Source organism: Paenibacillus sp. FSL R5-0701 (genome assembly GCF_037973995.1).
Lineage (GTDB): Bacteria > Bacillota > Bacilli > Paenibacillales > Paenibacillaceae > Paenibacillus.
The window spans coordinates 321904-345645 of sequence record NZ_CP150230.1; the positions used below are offsets into that span (position 1 = coordinate 321904).

Consider the following 23742-nt stretch of genomic DNA (forward strand, 5'->3'; position numbering starts at 1 on the left):
ACTTACTCTAGCCGTTTACGAGTTCTTACGATGGAATGAGTAACTAGTCTAGATATCGATATACAACATGGAAAATCCCACTATAGAAAGGGGCTCACATGCAATGACTTACGTATCCTTTCCGGTATCCAGGAAGAAGGATTTCACCGCGATTGGCCGCTTGTGTATCGATTTGAACGCTAATGAGATCAATCGCCCGATGGAAGAGACGATGACGTTCACGAAGTATGTTGGCGGCTCTCCGGCCAATATTACGATTGGCATGTCCAGACTGGGTATGGAGACGGCTTTTATCGGTAAGATCGCGGGTGACCAGATGGGTCGATTCATCCAGAGTTATTTGGAGAAGAACGGCATCGACACATCAAATGTAGTTACAGATGACACCGGAGCAGTGACAGGGCTTGCTTTTACCGAAATTAAAAGCCCAACCGATTGCAGTATCCTGATGTACCGGGACAATGTAGCGGATCTGTTATTACAGGCGCAAGAGGTACAAGAGCAGTTGATTGCTGACTCCAAAGTGCTGCTAATCTCAGGCACAGCCCTCGCGCAGAGTCCATCCCGTGAAGCTGTATTACAGGCACTAACGTATGCGAAAAAACATGGCACCGTTATTGTGTTTGATCTGGACTATCGCCCATACACATGGACATCGGACGAAGAGACAGCGGTCTATTACAACCTTGCAGCCGAGAAATGCGATATCATCCTCGGCACACGTGAAGAGTTCGACATGATGGAGACATTCGACCACAATCCGGATCATAGCGATCAGGTGACTGCACAGAAATGGTTTGATTTCTCAGCGAATATTGTAGTAATCAAACACGGCAAGGAAGGGTCCATTGCTTATACGCGTGAAGGGCTTTCCCATCGTGCGGACAGCTATCCGGCAAAAGTGGTCAAAACGTTCGGCGCAGGCGACTCTTACGCAGCTGGGTTCCTGTATGGATTGATGCAGGGCTGGACAATTGAGCGCAGTATGGCGTATGGCAGTGGCGCAGCAAGTATCGTTATTTCAAGCCACAGCTGTTCGGATGCAATGCCAACGGTGGAACAGGTGAACGACTACATTGAACGTTGCAATCGGGGCGAGATCACCGTGTCCTGAAGCACCTTGCAATACTTTGAATAACACACTCATACAGATCAACATCAATGATATAAGTTCAACATAAGGGATCACACATAAGCGAAGGGAGACAGGGCTATGGGAAAAGGAATTTCTGAAGCGTCTGCAACAGCGACAATGGTACAAAACTGGATCGGAGGTGCCTGGGTAACCCCAGCGTCAACTCGCACGGAGCCAGTGGTGAATCCGGCTACGGAAGAGGTTATTGCACATGTGCCACTGTCCGAACAAGCGGACGTGGATCTGGCGGTTCAGACAGCACGAGAAGCGTTCAAATCCTGGAGCAGCACACCGGTTCCACGCCGTGCACGTATTCTGTTCCGCTACCAGCAGTTGCTGGTTGAACATTGGGAAGAGCTCGCTCGCCTGGTGACACTGGAGAACGGTAAAAGTTATGCCGAAGCGTACGGCGAGGTATTACGTGGCATTGAATGCGTCGAGTTCGCGGCAGGTGCCCCGAATCTGATGATGGGCAAACAACTGCCTGACATCGCTACAGGGCTGGAGTCGGGCATGTATCGCTACCCGATCGGTGTTATTGGGGGAATTACCCCTTTCAATTTCCCGATGATGGTGCCGTGCTGGATGTTCCCGCTGGCTATTGCGTGCGGTAACACCTTTGTCCTGAAGCCGTCCGAGCGTACACCGCTACTGGCAGGCCGCTTGGCAGAGCTGTTCAAGGAAGCAGGGCTTCCGGACGGCGTGCTCAACATTGTTCACGGTGCGCATGATGTCGTGAACGGGTTGCTGGAACATAAGGATGTTCAAGCGATCTCCTTTGTCGGCTCACAACCTGTAGCTGAATACGTCTACACCACTGCATCCAAGCATGGCAAACGGGTACAGGCACTGGCTGGTGCCAAAAACCACTCCATCGTTATGCCGGACGCCGATCTCGATCTGACGGTGAAAGAGATTACGAGTGCAGCTTTTGGTTCAGCAGGGGAACGTTGCATGGCATGTGCGGTTGTTGTGGCTGTGGGTGATGTGGCTGACGAACTGGTACAAAAGCTGGTGGAAGCAGCAGACCGCATTATCATTGGTAACGGTATGGATGAGGGCGTGTTCCTCGGACCTGTCATCCGTGGACCACATAAAGAGCGTACACTCAGTTACATTGAAGCCGGAGAGCAGGAAGGCGCGGCTTTGATCCGGGATGGACGCAAAGATCAGGCAACAAGTGAATCCGGTTATTTTGTAGGGCCCACGGTATTCGACCAAGTTGAGAGCAATATGAAAATCTGGCAGGATGAGATCTTTGCTCCAGTACTCTCGGTAGCAAGAGTGTCTACGCTGGAGGAAGCCGTTGAGCTGGCGAACCGTTCCGACTTTGCCAACGGTGCGTGTCTGTTCACCCGCAGCGGGGCGAGTATGCGTCAATTCCGTGAAACGATTGATGCGGGCATGTTGGGGATTAACCTGGGCGTACCTGCGCCAATGGCATTCTTCCCGTTTTCTGGCTGGAAGAAGTCCTTCTACGGTGATCTTCACGCCAATGGCACGGATGGTGTTGAATTCTACACTCGCAAGAAGATGGTAACGGCGCGCTGGTAACAACCAGAGCATCACTCGGGCTAAGGGGAACGCCCAGCTCATATGGACGCACATAGGGAGGATAACGGAATGGGCAAGGACAAAGTAAGAATTGGCATCATCGGTGCGGGACGGATCGGCAAAATTCATGCAGACAATCTCCTGCGCAACCCGCATGCCGAGATTGTGGGAATCAGTGACTTGTTTGCAGGTCCTGAATTGGAGGCTTGGGCCTCCGACCGTGGCATCTCTGTTGTAACAACGGATAGCAGCCAGTTGATCTCGATGCCTAATGTAGACGCGGTACTGATCTGTTCTTCAACAGATACACATGTGCCGCTGATCGAACAGGCCGCTCAGGCGGGCAAACACATCTTCTGCGAGAAACCGGTTAGCATGGATCTGGCACAGACCCAAGCGGCTGTAGCGGCAGTTCAGAAGGCTGGCGTGAAGCTGCAAATTGGATTTAACCGCCGCTTCGATCACAACTTCAGACGGATACGTGCACATGTGCAGGATGGTACGATTGGTGATCCGCATATTATCAAAATTACTTCTCGTGACCCGAGTCCACCGCCTGCGGAGTATATCCGGGTATCTGGCGGGATCTTCATGGACATGATGATCCACGATTTTGACATGGCACGGTATCTCTCCGGGAGTGAAGTGGAAGAAGTGTACGCTCAGGGCAACGTGCTGATCAATCCGGTCTTTGCAGAGCATGGTGACGTGGATACAGCGATTGTAACGATGACGTTTGCCAATGGAGCGATTGGTGTCATTGATAACAGTCGTCAGGCTGTATACGGGTATGACCAGCGTGTTGAAGTGTTTGGCTCGATGGGCAGCGCCGCAGCGGCGAATGATCATCCGAATACGGCTGAGATCAGTACAGCGGCCGGGCTCATGCGCGACAAACCGTTACACTTTTTCCTGGAACGCTACAATGAAGCATATGTACAGGAGACAGCTCTCTTTATCGATGCAATCCTCCATGATACACCAGTTATTGTAGATGGCCACGATGCAGTACAGGCAGAACGCATTGCACTGGCAGCAAAAATGTCCATGGAGTGGGGAAGACCTGTGAAGCTGAGTGAAGTCTCTGGGGTGTCACTGGAATCACAAACAGCAACGCCATAGGTGGATGATTAAAGTCACTTTTTCTAATAGAGGGCATGAATAGTCCAGGTTTTTGTTTTTATAAGTATCAAGTTGTTGTGGACGATTACAGAAAGGAGTGGATGGCAAGATGTCAGAACGTATTGTGAAACCCGTGGTCAACCCGGAGGGAGACGGTACACTTATAAACGTAACACCGGAGTCGGCTGGGTGGGAATATGTTGGCTTTCAGGTAGCGAAGCTGGCAGAGGGGGAGACACTAACCCGTGAGAGCGGTGATCAGGAACTCTGTGTGGTGCTTCTCAGTGGTTTCGCCAATGTAAGTACCCGGGAGCACACATGGGATAACATCGGGAAAAGAATGAGTGTTTTCGAGAAAATACCTCCGTACTCGGTCTACGTCTCAACTTCCGATCAAGTGCAGATCACAGCACGTACCGAACTGGAAGTCGCTATATGTGTTGCACCCGGTAAAGGCACGTATCCAGCTCGTCTCATTGCACCCGAAGATGTAGGGGTAGAGGCGAGAGGGTATGGCAATCTGGAACGCCAGATTCACAACATTTTGCCAGAACAGAAGGAAGCAGACAGTTTGCTCGTTGTTGAGGTGTTTACACCAGATGGGCACTGGTCCAGTTACCCGCCACATAAGCATGATCGGGATGCACTCCCGGATGAATCTTTGCTGGAAGAAACGTATTATTTCCGTGTGCAGCCTGAGCAGGGGTTTGCCATTCAGCGCATATACACGGATGATCGTTCTGTGGATGAGACGCTAGCAGTGAAGAACGGAGAAGTGGTGCTTGTTCCGGACGGATATCATCCGGTAGGCGCTCCTCCGGGGTATGAGGTCTACTATCTGAACGTGATGGCTGGACCAACCCGGACCTGGAAATTCCATAACGATCCTGACCATGAGTGGTTGATGAAAAAGTAAAACAGTTCATGCTACGCACATTGTGCTGGCTTCAAGTTGCGTATGCAGACTTCCCCCTGCATAATGAGAAGAGAACAATTATCTATGTATAACGAAATTTATATATAGCACAGATGGGGAAAAAACAATGAAAGCAACCATATACGATATAGCACGCGAGGCGGGTGTATCCATTGCAACCGTCTCGCAGGTCATTAATGGCAAAGGCAAGATCAGTGAGAAGCGGCGCGCCGAGATTATGGAGATCATGGAACGCCTTCACTATCAACCCAGTGCGATCGCAGCTGCACTTACAGGTAAGCAGACGTATACATTGGGACTGCTCGTACCGGACATCTCAAACCCGTATTTCGCAGAACTCGCCAGAGCGGTGGAGGATCGAAGCCGTCAATTGGGTTACAGCGTGGTCATCTGCAGTACGGATAATAAGGACGAGCGAGTAGAGCGTTATCTGAATCTGCTCCAGCAAAAAAGGGTCGATGGCATGATGATCGGAACCGGAATCGATAATGCCGAAATTTTGTCACCCCTCTTGCAGCAGTCCATCCCTGTCGCTTTGATTGCTCGCCATTTGCCCTCACTGTCGGTGCATACAGTCACCATTGACGACTTGCTTGGCGGCACGCTCGCAGCGCAGCATCTGCTTGAACTTGGGCATACTCGTGTAGCAGTGCTGTCGGAACCGTCCAAAGTCAGCAGTAGTCAGGAACGTGTGCGTGGATTCCGCGAAACATTGAATAAGGCAGGTCATACGCTGGAACCGAATCAGATCAGAGAATCGGCGGCTGACCTGAGCTCGGCCAAAAAAGAGGCGCTACTGCTGCTCGGTGAGAAGGATCACCCGACAGGTTTGTTCTGTTGTAATGACATCCAGGCCATCGGTGCTCTTCAGGCTGCCAAAGAACTGGGGCTACGCGTGCCAGAGGATGTGTCCATTATCGGATTTGATAATACGATTCTGGCTTCGGTGACGAGTCCGCCGCTTACAACCGTTGCCCAGCCAATTGAAGAACTGGGACATCGCGCTGTAGATCTGTTAATTGAAGAATTAAAGGATAAGCGTAAAGAACCGCAGAAGATTGTCCTGAAGCCTGAGCTGGTTATCCGAGAATCAGCAGGTCATGTATTGAGCTGAAAACAATTAGGTTTCTGGTATAACCTGATCAGTTGTGATGCCAAGCCTACGTGTGTCATATTCATGGCTCGGGATAAGGTTTATCGTTTTGCCTCATTCCAAATCGGTGATAAAGCAATATAACCAAGTAACAAACAAGCCGCATTCACCTTATGGGAGAACGCGGCTTGTTGATTTATATCTTGAACTTTTTCACTTCTTCAGCGAGCGTATTAGCTTGTTGAGCCAGTTCATTGGAGCGTTCCGAGATACTCGTAATATAATTGAACTGTTCTTGCGTTGAAGAGGCAACCTCTTCGGTGGAAGCGGCGCTCTGTTCGGACATGGCCGCAACACTGGAGATCACTTCAGCAATCTTGCCAGAACTGTTATCCAATTCGGTTGTTGCAGACGATACTTGTTGAAGCTGAGTGTCAATGCCTTCAATAGATTGCTTGATTCGCATAAATGAGTCGCGCATCTCATGTACGGCAGCAACCTGTTGCTCAATACCATGTTCAGCAGAATCGACCTCGCTCACGCTTTGGTGGCTAGCCGCCTGGATTTCATTCAGCAACACGATGATGTCCTGAGAAGAGCCGGCGGATTGTTCAGCCAGTTTGCGCACTTCCTCGGCAACCACCGCAAATCCACGTCCATGTTCACCCGCTCTGGCGGCTTCAATCGAAGCGTTCAGTGCGAGCAGGTTAGTCTGGGAGGCAATACCTTGAATCATGCTGACGATGCTTTCAATCTTCTGTGATTTGTCTGCGAGTAGATTGATTGATTCACCCACACGGTCAATCGATTGGCGGTTACCATCCGAAAGCTCCACCTGATGATCTACCGCTTGTAGCCCAGCTAGCATGGCTTCTCCTGCCTCACGCATCATCGTTACGGACTGCTCGACACTGCGATTGATACCACCAACACTATCACTCATCTCAGACAGACGGCTTGAGCCATCATACACGGATTCAGCCTGTGTACTGGAACCTTGAGCGAGTTCATCAGTGGCAATGGAGATCTGCTCAGCGATGCGTTTGGTTTTATCTGTATGCTCCTGCATCTCACCCGAGATACTTTGTACGCGATCAGCAGAAGCCGTTACTTGCCTGAACAGCGAGCTAAGCTGATCGGACATCTGATTGAATGCCATACCTAGTTCAGCGAATTCATCTTTGCCTTTGATCTGCACCTTTCCTGTAAAATCACCACTCGACATTTGGCGGGAGGTCTCATGGAGATTTCTCAGTGGCTTGATGAAGAGTGTTGCGATCCAATAGGCACCTGCCAGTACAACCAATAATGTAATGGCGATAATGAGAATGTAGTTATTGCGCAATTCATAATAGTCCGCATAGGCGAGTTTCTCAGATATGACTGATCCGATAATCCAACCAGTACTTGGAATTTGTTTGAAGTAGAGGAGCAGATTTTCTCCGTTATATTGGAATGATCTTTGTCCTGAAGGATGCGTTTTCATCTCTGCAAGCAACGGTCCCAATTGATCGTTGTCTGCGGCTGAAGTACTTGCAAGATCAGCCTCGGGATGAGCTAAAATAACTCCCTTTTTGTCGAGCATAAAAGTGTAGCCTAGTCCATCCAGGTTAATTTGGTTGACTGTATCGGTTAACTTGGAAAGTAGAATATCAGAAGCAACCACTCCCCGTATTGCACCGTTTTCTGTCTTTACTGGCATGGCTATAGACACCGTAAATTGTTTGGATTTGTTGTCGATGTAAGGGTCAGTAAAAATCAGCTTGTCTGCTTGTAGAGCCTCTTTATACCAAGAACGATCCCTGGGATCATAATCTTTATCTGGGACGAAGTCAGAACCATTTATAAACTGTCCTTCCTTATTTCCGTAAAATATGTCCTCTAAGTTGTTAGGGTTGGTGCCCTTATACATGATGGACAGATAATCTTCATTAAGATCAGAAGATGAAACAGCCTCCTGAATTACAAGGCCTAGTGTTTCCACTAATTTCTCGTTTCCGTGTAACCAGCCGTCCAACTGAAATGTTGCGGTAGATATTAATCCTTCTAGTTTGTTGTTCACACTCTGAGAAGCTTGGTTTTCCGTTTGAACCAAACCAAGTGGTGCGAGCGCGCCAGCTGTAAGCAGAACAGTGACGAAGAAGGCTAACATCAATTTGAGTTTTAACTTCATACTTTTCCCCCTAGATGTCATGAATGTGTTAGTATGTTTGAAGCTTATTATATATATCGTCAAATAATATTTAATCCTTAGGCGAGACCAAATACTAAAATGTGGAAGAATAACGAACACAAAACGAGTTTTATTTGATATATAATATGTAAGGTCTCAATTTCTAGGGGGAGGTTAGACTGTGAAAAATAGAATCAAGATGATTATAGGTACCGTCACGATTATTGTTGTCGTAGCTATTGCAGTGCGTATGTATACCTCTGGTCAATATACTAAGTATATCCCCAGCAAACATACGACGTTTCGAGCAGAGGTTACAGATCATATGAGCATGCTGGATCGATTGGATCGACTGACAATTAGGAAGATTTCAAGTGCAGGTCCGTATAATGAAGATAATGAAGTGACGATTACAGATCCCAATGAGATTAGAGACATGCTGAAGCTATTAAAGGATATTCGACTTAAAAGAGTACGGGAATTCGACGTTTCCGAAAGGAATCCATATTATTATGAATGGCGACTTACCATTAATAAAGAAGGTCGCTTTACCGATGGATTTGAACTGACGTTTTATAATGAAAAGTCTATCTCCATCTACAATGAGGCGAAAACGAGAGACGAACTTGAAGACTACGAGATTACCAATGAGTTTAATCTGAATGAGATGGACCGCCTTTTTGGAAAGCTGAAGGAGGAGCAAACATGAACAAGACCAACTATCATGTGCGTTCGATTGAGGAACAGGATATCCCCTTTCTGTGGGAGATGTTATACGCATCCCTGCATACACGAGAAGGTGATGAACCTCTCCAACTCGAAAGTATACATACGCCTGAGCTATCCAAATACGTTGAAGACTGGGGAAGAGAAGGGGATTTCGGGTATGTTGCGGTAGACCAGCAGGGCAAGAGACTAGGTTCAATAACATTACGATTCTATGCGGATCAGAATGCGGGATACGGTTATGTGAATGCAGCTACGCCAGAGATGGGAATGGCTGTAACGGAAGATGCACGTGGGAAAGGAGTAGGTACCTTACTGCTTCAGACCGCATTAGATGAGGTTGAACGGCGGGGAATTGAAGCAGTCTCGCTTAGTGTTGACCCGGATAACCAAGCGATTCGCTTATATAAGCGGTTAGGATTCGTGGAGGAGTCCCTAAATGGTACATCGGTAACGATGGTGCGTGTAAGTAAACTTGAATCTTAAATGATGAGCGTTCGGATCACTGGCATAACTGAGTAAGCAAAGTGGAACTGCAAAAGAAAAGGCACTTCCTCATGGGGAACGCCTCTTTCTGTGTGCCATGTACAGCATCGGTATCTCTCTTATTATACTTAGTCCGTATCACTTCAATATTATTTCAACAAAAATGCCAAAGCCTCATCATACGTTTCCCATTGAAATTCAGTTTGGTGCGCCGATTCTTTGGAAATCCGATTCAATTGCATTTTGGCGATTGCACCACCTACCGCTACACTGGCTCGCTTCATCCCCCACTGTGTCAGTAATTTCTGATGCTCCACAATTTTTTCTTTGGTATCCTGAGGGAAAGCCTTCATATTCCGCATATCTACTAGCACATCAAACGAATTTCCCAATTGTTCCGCTATTCTCTTGATTTCTGTATTCGCTTGTTCGACATGTTCAGGAGAAACAATACCTTCCCAGATAATTTCAATAATAGGTTTAGTTGAATCCAAACGTCTAACAGACATGTAGGCAACTCCTCGATAATAAAATAATATGTAATATATGAGACTATAAGCCTATTAATTATACCTTTTTATAGCGAGAATGAAAACTGAATTCATAATATAGTGGTTCTTATGGACTACTTATTCCTAGGGAAGTTAAATTCAGGGATTGTTATCACATCGTCATTGGGAGTATGGCTGGATAGCTAAAAGCCATCCAGAGGATGAACTCCAGATGGCTTCTATGATTGTAACATGATAAATTGAAATTCCTGCGTAAGTTAGAAGCCAATCTTCAAACTGTTGCCTTCCGTAGTTGCACCTTTGGAAAGGGAAATGCTCAGCTTTTGTTCTTCCGAGAAACCAAGTGTTTCCCCGTCATGCAGTGTGACGTCGTTCTCAACCACATACGTTGTGGTTATGAACATCATCTCAAATACATCGCTTAAAGACTCAGACGATTGCATAATCTCCATCTCTTCTTTACCAAAGTTACGTAGTCCGTAAGTGTAAGCTGAAGCGCCTTCGGCATTTTGGAATAATCCGATGAAAATCCAGAGCGAGACGGGCAACTCATCATCTTTGATCCCACGACTGGTTTCGACATACTGACTGGCTTCAACAACAAGTGGGGCCATGTATATGGCCAACGCGTGATCCAACTGTAATAAGGCACTTGCTGTTTGAGTGAACAGAACATGTCCATCAATAGCATTTGTTGCGTTCAGAACAGAGACAATAATCTGAGACTGGTGCCGTGAGGTAACTTGCTCCGCTTCTCGCCAAAGGATGTTTAGCTTGGCATTCTCCTCAACTTCACGGTCAGGTACAGGCGCGGCAATGTGAGCACATACCACCTGCATCTCATTCACCTCAAAAAAGAGATTGCCCTCCTCCGGCCGTTCTTCAATCTCGATATCCCATTCGTTCTTCATGTTCCTGATGAAAAGGTCAAAATCACAATCGTCACGCTCCAGCAGGACAAAACCCACGATGGTTTCACTGTAATTCGTCGATTCCACAGCACCACCTGCAGGTACCTTCTCCTTTTTGCGCCGCCGAAGCTTGTCAAACAATCCCATGACATGTTCTCCTTCCAATTCCAGAACGATTCTGGTCATTGTACACTGCTATCTATTCACTACCTTACCATAAAGGATTTAAACATGAATCGAAGCAATGCACCTATCGACAGGAAATTAGAGGAACAGGACCAGCAACAACGCAATGATCGCAGGCAAACCTTGTTTGATAATGATCGACCGTGAAGAAGTAGCCCCTCCATAGAGAGCTGCGATAATCACACACGCCAGGAAGAAAATCTGAATATGCTGTCCAACGGCAGCATCCGGATATACGAGTCCCCAGATCAGACCTGCCGCAAGAAATCCATTGTAAAGACCTTGATTGGCCGCGAGGGATTTGGTGGATTTGGCGAATTCCGGCGTGAGATTAAAGGTTTTCATTGTGCGTGGACGAGTCCACATAAACATCTCCATCACCATGATATAGAAGTGTTCGACAGCTACAAGAGCTACAAAAATGATACTAATCAAAGGAAACACCTTGCTTTCTGATATGTAATTTATTTACTTGTCCATCCTAGTATAAATGTTTGCAACAAGAACGGAAAGAGCAAATTTAATTTGTAACAATTTAATTGCGTATTATTAAAATTATTTATCGTTTTCCAAGGTAAGCATACGCCGATTGTCGACAATCCATTCATTGGGTAATAATGAACAATAAAGAAGTAATATTGCTCAGGAAAGGGAGGAGATTACTATGGGAACAGTTCAATTCGTCATGTTGGCTGATGATCCATCCACATTTGTGACCCGAGTTGTACCTTTTATAGACATTGAGCTTGCAGGAATTCCGGGTGACCGTCATTATGGTCTGCTTCGTCCGGCGGACTCACGTCAGAAAATCTACAAGCGTGGCACACCGATTGCGAATCGCCGCCAGCTCAGTATTGTGTCTGAGGAAGAATGTGCTCTTATTGCTGAGAAAATGAACATTCCTGAAGTGCGTCCAGAGTGGCTTGGTGCCAATATACTGGTTCGTGGCATTGATCGATTGACGGAACTGCCTGCTGGAACGCGGCTCCTATTTCCAAACGGGACAGGGTTAATATGCGAAGGGGAGAACCTTCCCTGTGTACATCCGGGGAAAATGATTGAACAATTCTACGAGCAGGACGGTTTGCGCAAAAAATTCGTGCCTGCGGCTCGCAAAAAACGTGGGATTGTGTGCTCGGTTGAACGGGAAGGTGTAATCCATACGGGGGATACCATAGAAGTCATTCGCCTGTCCTGATTCTCAGGACAGGTTAATTTATTAGCCCTCGGCGCTCACCATTCAGATGTCTAGAGTGTAAGTACTCCTCTGGTGTACTGCCAATAATGGACTTGAAATCTCGGATAAAATGGGATTGATCATGATATCCAAGGTCCTGAGATAGCTTAATCAGGTCACAGTGAAGACCGCGGTCCATCCATTCTGCAGCATTTTGCAGACGATACAACTTGATTACCGTTTTGGGTCCGATGCCCACATACTGATTGAACAGGCGTTGAAGCTTTCGGGTATGCATATTCCAATAAGAAGACAGATCATCCACTCTCAGCATCTCTCGGTTCTGTTCGATCTGTTGCACAATATCATGAACCATTCTCGCTTGAGCATCTTCAGCAGGAAGATGTGCACACAATAGCTGGTCGATGTAACTGGTTTTATCCGCATCATCCCCCGACCCAAGAAGTCGGTCTTCCAAGGATTCCGCTGTGACGTCCAGAATATTGGATACATTCATCGGCTGTCCGTACAAGGATGAGACAGGAGCCCGGAGGAAGGGATAGAATCCTCCTGGTTTGAACTTCACGCCAAACACACGACCTTTTCCGCTCACAAGATAGGAGAATTTACGTCCCGATGGTCCGAAGAAAAACGTATTGTTCCGTTCCACAACCAGATTGACACAAGGGTTAGGCACGACATGTTGGGGATACGGTTCAGATCCAGTCAGATCCCACGATACGATCCAGTAATGTTTAACAAAAGGGCGAAGTGCTTCGGAAGGAGCATGGCGTGTCAGTTGATATTTATGGTCACCTTCATTCAGATTCAACAGGCCCATGCTTGGTCTGTCTCCTTGTTCTACCTGTTTCATCTGGACACCCCCCTGCTCATCTCACATTATTTAGGTTCTCTGAACAACAATGCCCGCACAGCAAAACGGGGTAAAATGAGTTGCCTGCGCCATCTCGAAGGTTGACTGAGGAGGCGATAGAGCCATTCCAGGTTAAGCTTCTGCCATATCGCAGGGGCACGTTTGGTTTTGCCAGCCATGATATCGAGACTGCCTCCTACACCTATGGCTACACGAGCGTTCAACTGGTGGCGATATTTGTTAATCCAGTGTTCCGCATGGGGGGCGCCCAGAGCTACGATAAGAAAGTCTGGTTGAGAAGTACAAATCTCTTCCACAATCTGTTGTTCCTCATCTGCCTGGAAATAACCATGGTGTCTGCCTTTTAAGATAACTCCGGGGTAACGCTGTGCTATGACTTTTACTGCCTGTTCACTTACACTTTCCTCTGCTCCCAGCATGTAGAATGACCAGTGTTCTCGATCACCTTCCTCCAATAAACGAAACAGCAGATCACAACCGGTTACCCGTTCAGTTAATTGTCCGCCCCGAAAACGGGATACCATCACAATGCCGGCACCGTCAGCCGTGACCAACCCGGCTTGATCGACAACCTCGCGAAGAGAGGCATTCTTTTGACAGGACATGACAATCTCGGGATTGCCTGTGATGACATGGAATAGTTCATTGCTTTCCTGATCTACAACTTCACCAAGGATTGCAACCGTTTGATTCATCGTTATATTGGGAAAAGGGATGCCCATAATATTCGTTGATTGGCTCATATCTCATTTCCTTTCTGATTCTGTCTCATCACCTTGAACAGTCCTGTTATTTCATTCCAGTTTAGTATATCTGATCTTCTGGGAAAGCACTATATGGGCGCAATTCGTTTGGATTAGGGTATAACATTCCCGAAAACATAAAGAGCTTATATTTTACCTGTTGTCGCGTTTTTACAATACGGCCTTTGGGGTATAACGATAGGATAGGAGTGCGAGCTTGACAGATCGCGTATCCAATACATAAAGGGAGTGAGTCCATGGAACTGAAATATGAATTCTATATCAATGCAGGACTGGAAGAGGTGTGGAATGCTCTAATATCACCAGACGGCACACGGAACAGTTTTTTCGGCAGTGAACTTCGTACCAATTTCCAACCAGGTCAGCCGTTTGCTTATGTAGGGCCAGGTAATGATGGTGCGGAGACGGTCCATGTGTATGGAGATATATTGGAATTTGAACCGCTGTCCAGACTTAGCTATCAGGAGCATCCCGGACCGTCGTACCATGCGAATCATGCCGAGCTTCAATCCAGAGTGGTCTTCCAGTTGGAAACGGTTGGTGAGTGTACGAAGCTGACGCTGATTAATGATCAGTTTACAGATAACCATCCTTCCATTGCGAATGCACAGAGCAGCTGGTGGATGATTCTAAGTAGCATCAAAACTTGGGTGGAGACGGGTAAAACACTGAATTTTGGCTGGTAGCTGGTAAGAGGCAGTCATTTAAGATTTATTTTTCATAAAAATAAAGGCATTTAATATAAGAACCAGTGCTGATTCAGTGCTGGTTCTTGTTTTTATACAAAATTAAGACCATTGCTCTACACTTAATGTCTGATAATGTCGAAATATATATCATATGAGCTAAGAGGAGAAATGAGCATGTTTCGTAAACGTACTGAATCGACCAAACACCTTCGTATAGATGCGCATCAGAATTTACTGGAGTATAGTCGTAAACTGGTAGCAAACGCAGAAAAGGGCGACTATGACGCATGGATCGAAGATGGCATTGAGTTTCAGGATACCGATGAAATAGCTAGTAATATCAAAAAAGCAGTACATATGATGAAAGCTCAAAACGAAGACGTGGAAATGCGCCTTAGAATGCTGAATCAGGCGATGCATGTGGGATTATGGGAATCTGAAATTGTTGCTGGTGATCCACTGGATAACAACAATATCGTCGCATTTTCGAATGAATTCCGCCAAATGTTAGGCTTCCATAATGCCAAGGATTATCCCAATTCATTTGCAAGCTGGGCGAAATCGATATATCCGGATGACAGACCCCAACTGGTACAGGAGATTATGAAACATGTGAATGACATAAGAGCAACAACTGCCTATAACGCCATCAGCCGTATGATTACTAAAAGTGGAGAAATTCGCTGGTTCCGATGCCTTGGACAAGTCATCCGAAATCAGGCTGGAGTTCCGGTCAAACTTCTGGGTATCATGTTTGATATTCATGAGGAGAAGAGCAAGTCGGATGAGCTGGAAGCACTCGTCACCCGATATGATCTGGTTAACCGTGCCTTGGTGGAGGCACCGTGGGATATGACTGTTGTGGCTGGAGATGTAGTTAATCCAAATAACGAATTTTGGTGGTCACCCCAGTTCCGTAAAGAATTAGGGTTTAAAGACGAGCAGGATTTCCCGAATGTGTTCAGCAGCTGGAGCAGCCGACTTCATCCGGAAGACCATGATCGGACGATCAACGAATTTGCCAGACATATGAACGATTACAGTGGTCGTACACCGTACGATCTGGATTATCGTCTGCAGCGTAAAGACGGGGAGTATCGGTGGTATCACGCGGGTGGGGAGACCATTAGGGATCAGGATGGAGTACCACTCCGTGTAGCTGGAACCATTCGAGACGTCACCCATGAGAAGAATAAGGAACAGATCGTGGAAGCCATGAATCTGAAAACAAAACAATTGTCAGAGTCCATTGGCGAGATGGTACGTGGAATCAACTCGATTACCGATCAGGCACAGGATCTGGTTACTGCACAGGAGTTATCTGCCGATGCAGCTATTCAAGTGAAGAGCAGTGCAGATGATACGAAGAATATTACGGTGTTTATTCGAGAGATTGCCAGTCAGACCAACCTGCTCGGATTGAATGCAGCAATTGAAGCTGCACGAGCGGGAGAGCTGGGACTGGGGTTTGGCGTCGTTGCTGGTGAAGTGCGGAAGCTGGCTGATCATAGCTCGGAGGCCACAGTAAATATTGAAGACAGCATGCAGAAGATGAAAACACTGATTGATCAGATTCTTGAGCATATCGGTAATATGTCCACGTTAACGCAAAATCAGGCTGCTCTGACACAGCAGGTGAATGCATCAATGGATGAGATCAATACCATGTCTCAGGATCTGGTTAATTATTCTCGGAATTTATAAGCTCAAAGCCGTTTGTTTTAACATCATGATGGTGGGCTTATAGCTATAGTATCAACAAAAAAACCACCGGGGCATTTTTGCTCTCGTGGTATTATCCCCTTTAAGTAGACATTTGAAAAAGCCTTCATGTTATCATGAGGGTTCAAGTGACACTTGGAGGGGATATTTTTATGGCAAAAAAAGGACAAACATTTCAGACGTATACCGAAGAATTTAAATTGAATGCGGTTAGATCCTATGTCGAAGGGTCTTCAAGTTATAAAGTGGTAGCTGAACGCGAAGGAATTCGAAACTGTTCACAACTGAAGGTGTGGGTGAAAAAGTGGAAAAACGGGGAATCGTTCGATGAGCGAAAAAACAATGTTCCGAATCCAATGAAAGGACGTCCCCGTACTGCCTTTAGCAGTGTAGAAGAAGAACGTGACTACCTTCAAGCACAGGTGGATTATTTAAAAAAGCGGTATCCAAATCTAGTAAAGGAGAAGCGCTGAGCCAACGGGAGAACTACGATATCATAGACGAATTGCGCTGCTCGCATAGCATTACACGCCTATTATCGATTACAGGAATACCCCGTTCCAGTTATTACAAATGGCGAGCAACACAGCCGCAGCGAGACGCAAGACAAGACCGTGATCGTGAGATCAAAGAACACATGATGGCTATTCATTTTGCAAACCGAGAGTTTGGTTATCCTCGCATGACAACGGCGCTCTGGGAGGCTGGTCTGAACGTTAATCACAAGAAAGTATGGCGAATCATGCGGGAACTATCGATCCAATCGGTCATTCGTAAGAAGCGGAAGAAGTCCAGCTATACGCCATCTGTGATTTATCCGAATCGCCTGAAGCGCAAATTTCATGCCACAGCCCCCCAGCAAAAAATGGTGACGGATATTACTTATATTTCGGATGGAAACACATTCGTTTATCTGTCTGTCATTCAAGACTTGTTCAACAACGAAATTGTAGCTTGGCAATTATCTAAACGGAACGATGTTCAGCTCGTATTGGATACGGTGGAACAATGGACACAAAAAAGAGACGTTTCGGAAGCCGTGCTCCATTCGGATCAAGGCTTCCAATACACGTCTCAGGCGTACAACACACGATTAGAAGCATTCGGCGTGAAGGGCAGCCACTCTCGCAAAGCAACCTGCCTGGATAACGCATGCATCGAATCCTTCTTTTCGCATCTCAAGACAGAGAAGCTGTACCTTAACCAGTGTAATTCAGAAGCAGAGATTCGACAAGCCGTGGAAGATTACATGTACCATTACAACTACCGACGATTTCAAGCCAAACTCAAACAGCGCGCACCGATTGAATATCGATGCGCGCTGGCAGCATAGCTTTTTTCATCTGTCTACTTGACAGGGGTATGACCACTCGGTGGTTTTTTTGTGTTTTAATTTAAAGCTACATTGGATAGCTACATTTTCATCCGCTCAATTATACTTGTTGAACTTTAATCAGGTTCGTATTACCGGATTGGCCAATTGGAACACCAGCGGACAATACAATAATGTCACCTTTTTCGATGTAACCTGTTTTGATTGCGTTGCGTGTAGCAGACTCGAACATTTCATCCGTTGTGGTTACTTTGTCGCCCATAACCGGAATGACACCGGAGAGCAGGCAGATTTTCGCCAATACTTCTTCATGTTGTGTAACTGCGATGATTGGTGCTTTTGGACGATACTTGGAGATCATACGCGCTGTGAATCCACTCTCAGTCGAAGTGATGATTGCTTTTGCATTCAGTACGAGGGAAGAACTTACAGCACCCTGACTGATAACTTCAGTAATATCAGCGATCTGTTGAGCCGATTTTTGTGCGAATTGCTCTTTGTAATCGATCATCGTTTCAGCACGGCGAGCAACAGCAGCCATCGTGCGCACGGATTGTACCGGATATTTACCAGCAGCTGATTCACCGGACAACATCACAACGTCAGCACCTTGAAGTACAGCGTTCGCCACGTCACTAACTTCGGAACGAGTAGGGCGTGGGTTCACTTGCATGGACTCCAGCATGTGTGTAGCTACGATAACCGGTTTGCCAGCGCGGTTACATTTATCGATCATTTCTTTTTGCATCATAGGCACGTCTTCGATCGGTACTTCAACCCCGAGATCACCACGAGCTACCATGATACCGTCAGATGCTTCAATGATATCATCCAGGTTCGTCATACCTTCCTGGTTTTCGATTTTGGAGATGATCTGTACGTGTTCTACACCGCGTTCTTTCAGAATGCTGCGGATTTCACGGATGTCGTCGCCTTTACGAACAAAGGATGCTGCGATAATTTCGATATCGTTTTCGATGCCGAATCCGATGTGCATAACGTCACGCTCAGTTACACCTGGCAGTGTCGTTTTAATTCCTGGCAAGTTAACCCCTTTGCGTGGTTTCAGAATGCCGCCACTGATAATTTTACAATGGATATCGGATCCTTCTACGGACAGTACAGTCAGATCCACAAGGCCATCATCGATGAGGATACGATCGCCAGGTTTTACAACGAGGTTCAGTTCCGGATAGTTAACTGAGATACGCTCAGCGTCACCGAGAATTTCTTCGGTAGTCAGGATCAGTTCTTTGCCAGCTTGCAGGTGGCAGGATGCTTCTTTCAGTTTGCCGATACGTACTTCCGGTCCTTTGATGTCCATCATGATCGGTATATAGGTGTTCAGTTCGGAAGCTGCTTTACGGATATTGTTAATCCGTGTAACGTGATCTTCCAGTTCGCCATGAGCCATGTTCAGACGGGCAACGGTCATACCTTCCTGAATCATTACTTTCAACAATTCGATTGAGTCACAAGCAGGTCCCATGGTACAAATAATTTTTGTTTTTAACATGCTAATTTCCTCCTCATATTTAAGCTTATATGTGTATTGTAGCGTTTTCTGTCGAAACAGGGTATGAACTATAGTACAATGATTAGAGTATAGTCCAGTAATGAGGTGTGTTATGGTTACTCCACTTGAAGTACGACACATTAATGGTGTTGGTTGGTACGAAGAAGCTGTGCAAACTCAAGAGACTTGGCGGCTTAGCTTGGTTACATATGGGAAATGTGTATATTGGGTGAACGGTGATAAACAGATCATGGAAAAGGGTGAATTGCTACTCATTCCAGGTGGTGTCCCGTATTACGGCAAGAGTATTCCTACGGTTACGCACACACAGATTGTGATTCAACTGCAACGTGACCATACGGAAGGTTTACCTGCACTGGAGCGGTATGAGGCTTTGCGGCATAAACCTGGATGTTATGAACTGATTCACCAACGTATGAGCGCTATCCATCAGCAGTGGCAGGAGCGTCCATCTTATTATGTCATGATGAGCCAAGCCTTATTGATGGAAGTGTTGATTTATATGAACAGAGAGCTTGATCGGGGAGTCATCCCGCCGGAGAGACATAATCATGCTGAACGGATGAAGCGATACATTGAGCGGCATTATCGGGAGAGAGTGACGAAGGAAGAACTCGGGGATGAGATTGGTAAGACCCCCAATTATGCTGCTGCATTATTCAAAAGCATGACGAATCAGACCATCAGCCAGTATGTCCATGATCAACGAATGAAAAGAGCGATATATCTGCTCACCGAGTCGCAACTCTCCATCCAGGAAATTGCCGAATTTCTCGGCTACCGGGATCTGTCTTATTTTTACCGCATATTCAAACGTATAACCGGAAGTCCACCGTCTGACCTTCTTCATGAACGTCCACCTATAGTATGAAACGCGTAGTCCAACCCAAATAAAGTTCTTCTATATAAGTAGGTTTAATTAAATGAGTACAAAAAAAGAGGGCCTATGCCCTCTTTTGCTGTATAGCAGGATCATCATCCGCCTGTTACATATATAAATGTCGTTATACATGACTGCTTGGATTAGAAGCTGTGAGTGGCTGCTTGCCTTTTTTTCGTGCCTGCCCAAGACGAAGAGCAAAGACATGTACAGTCCAATACGCGGCCTCAGCAAACAAAATGCCTCCAGCGATGTCCAGCAAGGAATGCTGTTTTACAAACACCGTTGAAGCAATAATCAACCACAGCCATACCGACCAAGAAATCCGAGCCAAAGGTTTAAAGTTCAAGTGTCTGTTGATCACAATAAACAGCAAATAGCTGGTCAGAACATGAACACTTGGGAAACAGTTGAAGGGCGCATCATTGGTATAGATAAACTGTACTAACACGCTGCTCAGATCAGTTCCGCCGATCTCCGGGCGCGGGACATGGGTAGGGAACACCGCAAAACAGACATTGGCAGCCATGACACCAACATTATAGGTAATCAACGTACGCCAGAATAGCGACTTGTTCGTCAGACCCAAATAGAGAAATCCAAGATACAGAATGGGCATCCAGCTAATGTACGGATAAATAAATTCTTTGAGAAAAGGAATCTGTGTGTCAATCCAAGCATAATTGTAGAACACATCACTTCCGGTGTTGCTGCCTAAAAAAACGTAAATGGAGCCTTGGAGCGGTATGCACAGAATAGCAAGTAAATGCCCCCAGCGCTGAAAGAATGCTTTCATAGTATCCCCCTGATTTCATTATGCATTGTGAAACTATCGTTAATGGGTACTTCATAGATATATGACGTTGAAGAGTCGCAACACCCCTGCAGCTTTGAACTCTTGTAATACTATAATGGACAGATAAAGGTATAAGCCATACCTGATTTTAGGGGAAAAGAAGTCAGGAGAAGTCTCTTTTTTGTTACTTTTATAGTTTTATCCATAATAGGAATATTCAATATGCGGATGATGTGATACAACTATATTGGCATATAAGTTCTTATGACAACGGAAAACAAAAATGAAACGAGGCAGGTAAATGTATGATTAATCCGCAACCCAAGCCAAAACATTCCTTTTCCGAGCGCAAACCTGTGCTCACCGTTGTGATTATTGAGCTGCTTCTCCTGTTAGCCGTATTTGCTGCAGGGGCCATTGCAACGATAAAACAACTGGACTACACTTCCCCTGTACTCATTTCCTTTACACCCATCGCAATGGTTCTGATGATCTATCTGACGTTAAGGCGCAAGTGGGGAGAGACTGGCTTCCGATCTTTGCGAAGTATCCCAGCTGACCATGCAAAGTATTATATTCCACTACTCCTTGTACTGGGTACACTTGCCCTGAAAGGGTTTGGGGAGCTGAGCTTGTCACGGGTAGCTTTTTTCATCTTTTTTACCTTGCTCGTAGCTTTTGTAGAGGAAACGATCTATCGTGGACTTATTTTCAAAACATTGCTTCAAAAAAGTGCAGCGGCCGCAGTTGTGACCTCCAGCATCTTGTTTTCGATTACACATCTGCTGAACGCATTGTCTGGTAAGGATATAGCAGATACGATCATGCAATTGATCTATGCGCTGCTCTTGGGAGCTGTACTTGCATTATTGATGCTGAAGAACGGAAATATCGTACCGCTTATATTGTTTCATTTCATACATAATCTGATTCAATTTCTAGGGAATGATCTGGAGGACACAGGGACACTTCCTTACGATCTGTTTATACTTACAGTACTGATTGCTTACTGTGCATGGTTAGTGTGGAGCAATCGAACACATTCGTCCATTCCTTCTAAAGGGAATGAGCAAGCGAATACGGTTGTTCATTAATGGTATTGGGGGTATTGCTTGAAGGTAGTTATCATACAGTTTCCCGTCAGCAGTTGGATCATGGTATACTTCAGTCTGGCGGGAAGACAGATATGTTCATGATACGAGGTCTGCCTATCCGTACATTAGGTTTAAACAGTAGGTGATATAGTGGAGAAGACAGCACAAGGTGTAGCAGAATGGATGGTACAGGAGATTAAATTCACAGGAACACTTCATCAGGAAGCTGCCATAGAATATGTGAAGACCCATTTTGGCGAAGAGTTTGTTTTTGTGAACGAGAACGGCAATACATCATTGTCCAAAGAAGTGAAGAAAGCTTTCCGAAAGCTTCATCGTGGTCAGATCGCCTGGGATCGGGATGCATTTATGTGGGCATGGACATAGTGTGTTATACTGGAGTAAGATGATTCGTTGGCTGTGTTGGATATGCATGTCAGATTATTATATAAAAAATGTATAAGATGGATTAGATCTGCATATCCTTTCATAAGACCGTACACAAGCGACCAGGCACATAAGCGTGATAAACCCTGGCCCCACGCGTGTTAATAACATGTATTTCCAAAGCTGTTTGAAAAGAAAATACAAAGATTTGCTTTTTGACTGAAATGGAGTTATAATAAAAACAAGTTGTAGAGAGTGGAAAACCTAATTCATATATTGTAAAGGGCGATCACTTATAGGTTTATGACTGGTACCTTTTTCAATGTGTGAATTTTTATTTGCTTGCTGCAAAGAACAAAGGAACATGTTAATCTTTATTTGGAGGTGTAATTCACATGCAAAACGGAACAGTAAAATGGTTCAACGCTGATAAAGGCTTCGGTTTCATCGAAGTTGAAGGCGGAGAAGATGTATTCGTACACTTCAGCGCTATTACAGGCGAAGGCTTCAAAACGCTGGACGAAGGTCAACGCGTGCAATTTAAAATTGTACAAGGAAACCGTGGTCCTCAAGCAGAAGAAGTTGTAAAACTGTAATTAAAGCATAGCTGCCTTTAACATGTTATAATGGTAAAGGCAGCTTCTTTTTTTTGATCAGTTATATAAAATTCGGCCCATTAGTTGTCGAGGCAGGAGTTCGGTGGAACGTGAAACTTCCGCTAAGTGTAGGCTTCTGTGAAATAACGTCGGTTAGATGTTTTTCCATAACAAAGGGGGTAGAAGTCATGTATAATCGCAAAAAACCGTTGGAAGAGATTCCACAAGCTGATGCGGCAATCTGGGAATGTACGAGTGATACGTGCAAAGGATGGATGCGGGACAATTTTGCGTTTGATAACGTACCTACTTGTCCGATATGTGCTTCTGAGATGGTCAGCACGACTAGGATGCTACCATTGCTTGAGAATTCGAATAGTAATCTGAAAACGATGCCTAAAGGAAATCGGATTTAACATAGCTTACCCGCCTCTAACGAGGTGTTTTTTTTTAAGATCAAATAGACACCCTGTGCGAAGGTAAGGGTATTAAATATGAAGTTCCCGGCATTCGTTTTAGCGAATGCCTTTTTTGTATCATTTTCAACAGAAACTATAGTGTAATTGACGTGAATCGTATGAAAAAGATAAAGACCCTTTTGCTATAAGCAAAAAGGGTCTTTGTTATGACTACAATTTTACCACGATCAGATTGGAATTTAGATGAACAGGAATGGCAGCAGAAACAATGTTGCTACCAGAGCCAGATCGATTCCCGCTCCATAGCCGTAACCCCCACCGTATCCTCCGTAACCATATGGACCATAGGCCGAAGATTTAACTTTCTTTTTCGCAACAGCGTTTTTCTTGCTGCTTTTTACCAGTTGCTGTTTGGATTTGACTGAACACAGCCGTGGTCCCTCGAAACATCCGTTCAAATAAACTTTGCCATCACGACATTGACTAAGCGTACCATACATATGCTTACCGTCGTTCATAACGAGACAAACGGAACGTCCAACGTGCGGAGAAACCGTTTCTTCACATACCGGGTTAATTCTGTACATGCAAATCCTCCTCATTAGATGCGGTTGCCGC

Annotated in this window: 24 protein-coding genes and 1 pseudogene; 16 read left to right on the plus strand and 9 right to left on the minus strand. The window is 45.7% G+C overall.

Annotated elements, in window-relative coordinates; translation table 11 throughout:
* Positions 1 to 103: 103 nt before the first annotated feature.
* The 5 genes from iolC (at position 104) to MKZ13_RS01540 (ending at position 5862) form a co-directional block, all read left to right on the plus strand.
* The gene (gene iolC, locus MKZ13_RS01520) at positions 104 to 1114 is read left to right on the plus strand and encodes a 5-dehydro-2-deoxygluconokinase (RefSeq protein ID WP_047841171.1); all 1011 of its coding nucleotides are present in this window, start codon (positions 104 to 106) and stop codon (positions 1112 to 1114) included.
* 99 nt (positions 1115 to 1213) lie between these two features.
* Complete coding sequence (locus MKZ13_RS01525) at positions 1214 to 2689, plus strand: CoA-acylating methylmalonate-semialdehyde dehydrogenase (RefSeq protein ID WP_339181287.1); 1476 nt, start codon at positions 1214 to 1216, stop codon at positions 2687 to 2689.
* A 69-nt stretch (positions 2690 to 2758) separates the two neighbouring features.
* Entirely contained in the window at positions 2759 to 3811 is a 1053-nt protein-coding gene (gene iolG / locus MKZ13_RS01530) for an inositol 2-dehydrogenase (RefSeq protein WP_339181288.1), read from the plus strand.
* Between the two features lie 109 nt (positions 3812 to 3920).
* Complete coding sequence (iolB, locus tag MKZ13_RS01535; protein ID WP_221824325.1) at positions 3921 to 4727, plus strand: 5-deoxy-glucuronate isomerase; 807 nt, start codon at positions 3921 to 3923, stop codon at positions 4725 to 4727.
* A 127-nt stretch (positions 4728 to 4854) separates the two neighbouring features.
* Complete coding sequence (locus MKZ13_RS01540) at positions 4855 to 5862, plus strand: LacI family DNA-binding transcriptional regulator (RefSeq protein ID WP_339181291.1); 1008 nt, start codon at positions 4855 to 4857, stop codon at positions 5860 to 5862.
* A gap of 175 nt (positions 5863 to 6037) precedes the next feature.
* Here MKZ13_RS01540 and MKZ13_RS01545 read toward each other — a convergent pair whose 3' ends face one another.
* The gene (locus MKZ13_RS01545; RefSeq protein ID WP_339181293.1) at positions 6038 to 8014 is read right to left on the minus strand and encodes a methyl-accepting chemotaxis protein; all 1977 of its coding nucleotides are present in this window, start codon (positions 8012 to 8014) and stop codon (positions 6038 to 6040) included.
* A 181-nt stretch (positions 8015 to 8195) separates the two neighbouring features.
* On the opposite strand from MKZ13_RS01545, the gene MKZ13_RS01550 reads away from it, so the two are divergent.
* Positions 8196 to 8723 (plus strand): hypothetical protein, encoded by a 528-nt coding sequence (locus MKZ13_RS01550; protein ID WP_339181295.1) that lies wholly within the window; start codon positions 8196 to 8198, stop codon positions 8721 to 8723.
* Positions 8720 to 9226, plus strand: a complete 507-nt coding sequence (locus MKZ13_RS01555) for a GNAT family N-acetyltransferase (RefSeq protein ID WP_339181298.1) — start codon at positions 8720 to 8722, stop codon at positions 9224 to 9226. The genes MKZ13_RS01550 and MKZ13_RS01555 overlap by 4 nt, the downstream gene beginning before the upstream one ends.
* A 149-nt stretch (positions 9227 to 9375) precedes the next feature.
* On the opposite strand, the gene MKZ13_RS01560 is transcribed toward MKZ13_RS01555, so the two are convergent.
* From MKZ13_RS01560 to MKZ13_RS01570, 3 genes are all read right to left on the minus strand, one after another.
* A complete protein-coding gene (locus MKZ13_RS01560; RefSeq protein WP_339181299.1) occupies positions 9376 to 9735 on the minus strand; it encodes a hypothetical protein in 360 nt (119 codons plus the stop codon).
* A gap of 260 nt (positions 9736 to 9995) precedes the next feature.
* Complete coding sequence (locus tag MKZ13_RS01565; RefSeq protein WP_339181301.1) at positions 9996 to 10835, minus strand: DUF4261 domain-containing protein; 840 nt, start codon at positions 10833 to 10835, stop codon at positions 9996 to 9998.
* A 78-nt stretch (positions 10836 to 10913) separates the two neighbouring features.
* Complete coding sequence (locus MKZ13_RS01570; RefSeq protein WP_036608019.1) at positions 10914 to 11270, minus strand: DUF1304 domain-containing protein; 357 nt, start codon at positions 11268 to 11270, stop codon at positions 10914 to 10916.
* A gap of 229 nt (positions 11271 to 11499) precedes the next feature.
* On the opposite strand from MKZ13_RS01570, the gene MKZ13_RS01575 reads away from it, so the two are divergent.
* Positions 11500 to 12033: an MOSC domain-containing protein gene (locus tag MKZ13_RS01575; protein ID WP_339181304.1), complete on the plus strand. Its 534-nt coding sequence runs from the start codon at positions 11500 to 11502 to the stop codon at positions 12031 to 12033.
* 13 nt (positions 12034 to 12046) lie between these two features.
* Here MKZ13_RS01575 and MKZ13_RS01580 read toward each other — a convergent pair whose 3' ends face one another.
* Together MKZ13_RS01580 and MKZ13_RS01585 are read right to left on the minus strand one after the other, a co-directional pair.
* Positions 12047 to 12886, minus strand: a complete 840-nt coding sequence (locus MKZ13_RS01580; RefSeq protein ID WP_221824309.1) for a helix-turn-helix transcriptional regulator — start codon at positions 12884 to 12886, stop codon at positions 12047 to 12049.
* Between the two features lie 26 nt (positions 12887 to 12912).
* Entirely contained in the window at positions 12913 to 13650 is a 738-nt protein-coding gene (locus tag MKZ13_RS01585) for a WecB/TagA/CpsF family glycosyltransferase (RefSeq protein WP_339181306.1), read from the minus strand.
* 257 nt (positions 13651 to 13907) lie between these two features.
* Here MKZ13_RS01585 and MKZ13_RS01590 point away from each other — a divergent pair, with 257 nt between their 5' ends.
* From MKZ13_RS01590 to MKZ13_RS01600, 3 genes and pseudogenes are all read left to right on the plus strand, one after another.
* Positions 13908 to 14357, plus strand: a complete 450-nt coding sequence (locus MKZ13_RS01590) for an SRPBCC family protein (protein ID WP_017691129.1) — start codon at positions 13908 to 13910, stop codon at positions 14355 to 14357.
* A 177-nt stretch (positions 14358 to 14534) separates the two neighbouring features.
* Positions 14535 to 16064 (plus strand): PAS domain-containing protein, encoded by a 1530-nt coding sequence (locus MKZ13_RS01595; protein ID WP_339181308.1) that lies wholly within the window; start codon positions 14535 to 14537, stop codon positions 16062 to 16064.
* A 170-nt stretch (positions 16065 to 16234) separates the two neighbouring features.
* Positions 16235 to 17415 (plus strand): annotated as a pseudogene (locus tag MKZ13_RS01600) (IS3 family transposase).
* 100 nt (positions 17416 to 17515) lie between these two features.
* On the opposite strand, the gene pyk reads toward MKZ13_RS01600, so the two are convergent.
* On the minus strand, positions 17516 to 18931 hold the full coding sequence (pyk, locus tag MKZ13_RS01605) for a pyruvate kinase (protein WP_145326629.1): 1416 nt from the start codon (positions 18929 to 18931) through the stop codon (positions 17516 to 17518).
* A 112-nt stretch (positions 18932 to 19043) separates the two neighbouring features.
* Between pyk and MKZ13_RS01610 the strand changes: the two genes are divergently transcribed.
* Positions 19044 to 19823: an AraC family transcriptional regulator gene (locus MKZ13_RS01610; RefSeq protein ID WP_221824303.1), complete on the plus strand. Its 780-nt coding sequence runs from the start codon at positions 19044 to 19046 to the stop codon at positions 19821 to 19823.
* Positions 19824 to 19956: 133 nt separating this feature from the next.
* On the opposite strand, the gene MKZ13_RS01615 is transcribed toward MKZ13_RS01610, so the two are convergent.
* Positions 19957 to 20628, minus strand: a complete 672-nt coding sequence (locus MKZ13_RS01615) for a phosphatase PAP2 family protein (protein WP_076329982.1) — start codon at positions 20626 to 20628, stop codon at positions 19957 to 19959.
* A 305-nt stretch (positions 20629 to 20933) separates the two neighbouring features.
* Here MKZ13_RS01615 and MKZ13_RS01620 point away from each other — a divergent pair, with 305 nt between their 5' ends.
* The 4 genes from MKZ13_RS01620 to MKZ13_RS01635 all read left to right on the plus strand — a co-directional run bounded on the left by MKZ13_RS01620 (position 20934) and on the right by MKZ13_RS01635 (position 23121).
* On the plus strand, positions 20934 to 21722 hold the full coding sequence (locus MKZ13_RS01620; RefSeq protein WP_339181311.1) for a CPBP family intramembrane glutamic endopeptidase: 789 nt from the start codon (positions 20934 to 20936) through the stop codon (positions 21720 to 21722).
* 150 nt (positions 21723 to 21872) lie between these two features.
* Positions 21873 to 22109: a hypothetical protein gene (locus MKZ13_RS01625; protein WP_036607962.1), complete on the plus strand. Its 237-nt coding sequence runs from the start codon at positions 21873 to 21875 to the stop codon at positions 22107 to 22109.
* 395 nt (positions 22110 to 22504) lie between these two features.
* Positions 22505 to 22705, plus strand: a complete 201-nt coding sequence (locus MKZ13_RS01630) for a cold-shock protein (RefSeq protein ID WP_024633772.1) — start codon at positions 22505 to 22507, stop codon at positions 22703 to 22705.
* Positions 22706 to 22893: 188 nt separating this feature from the next.
* On the plus strand, positions 22894 to 23121 hold the full coding sequence (locus tag MKZ13_RS01635) for a cold-shock protein (protein ID WP_017691121.1): 228 nt from the start codon (positions 22894 to 22896) through the stop codon (positions 23119 to 23121).
* 242 nt (positions 23122 to 23363) lie between these two features.
* Here MKZ13_RS01635 and MKZ13_RS01640 read toward each other — a convergent pair whose 3' ends face one another.
* On the minus strand, positions 23364 to 23711 hold the full coding sequence (locus MKZ13_RS01640; RefSeq protein WP_221824299.1) for a hypothetical protein: 348 nt from the start codon (positions 23709 to 23711) through the stop codon (positions 23364 to 23366).
* Positions 23712 to 23742 lie beyond the last annotated feature (31 nt).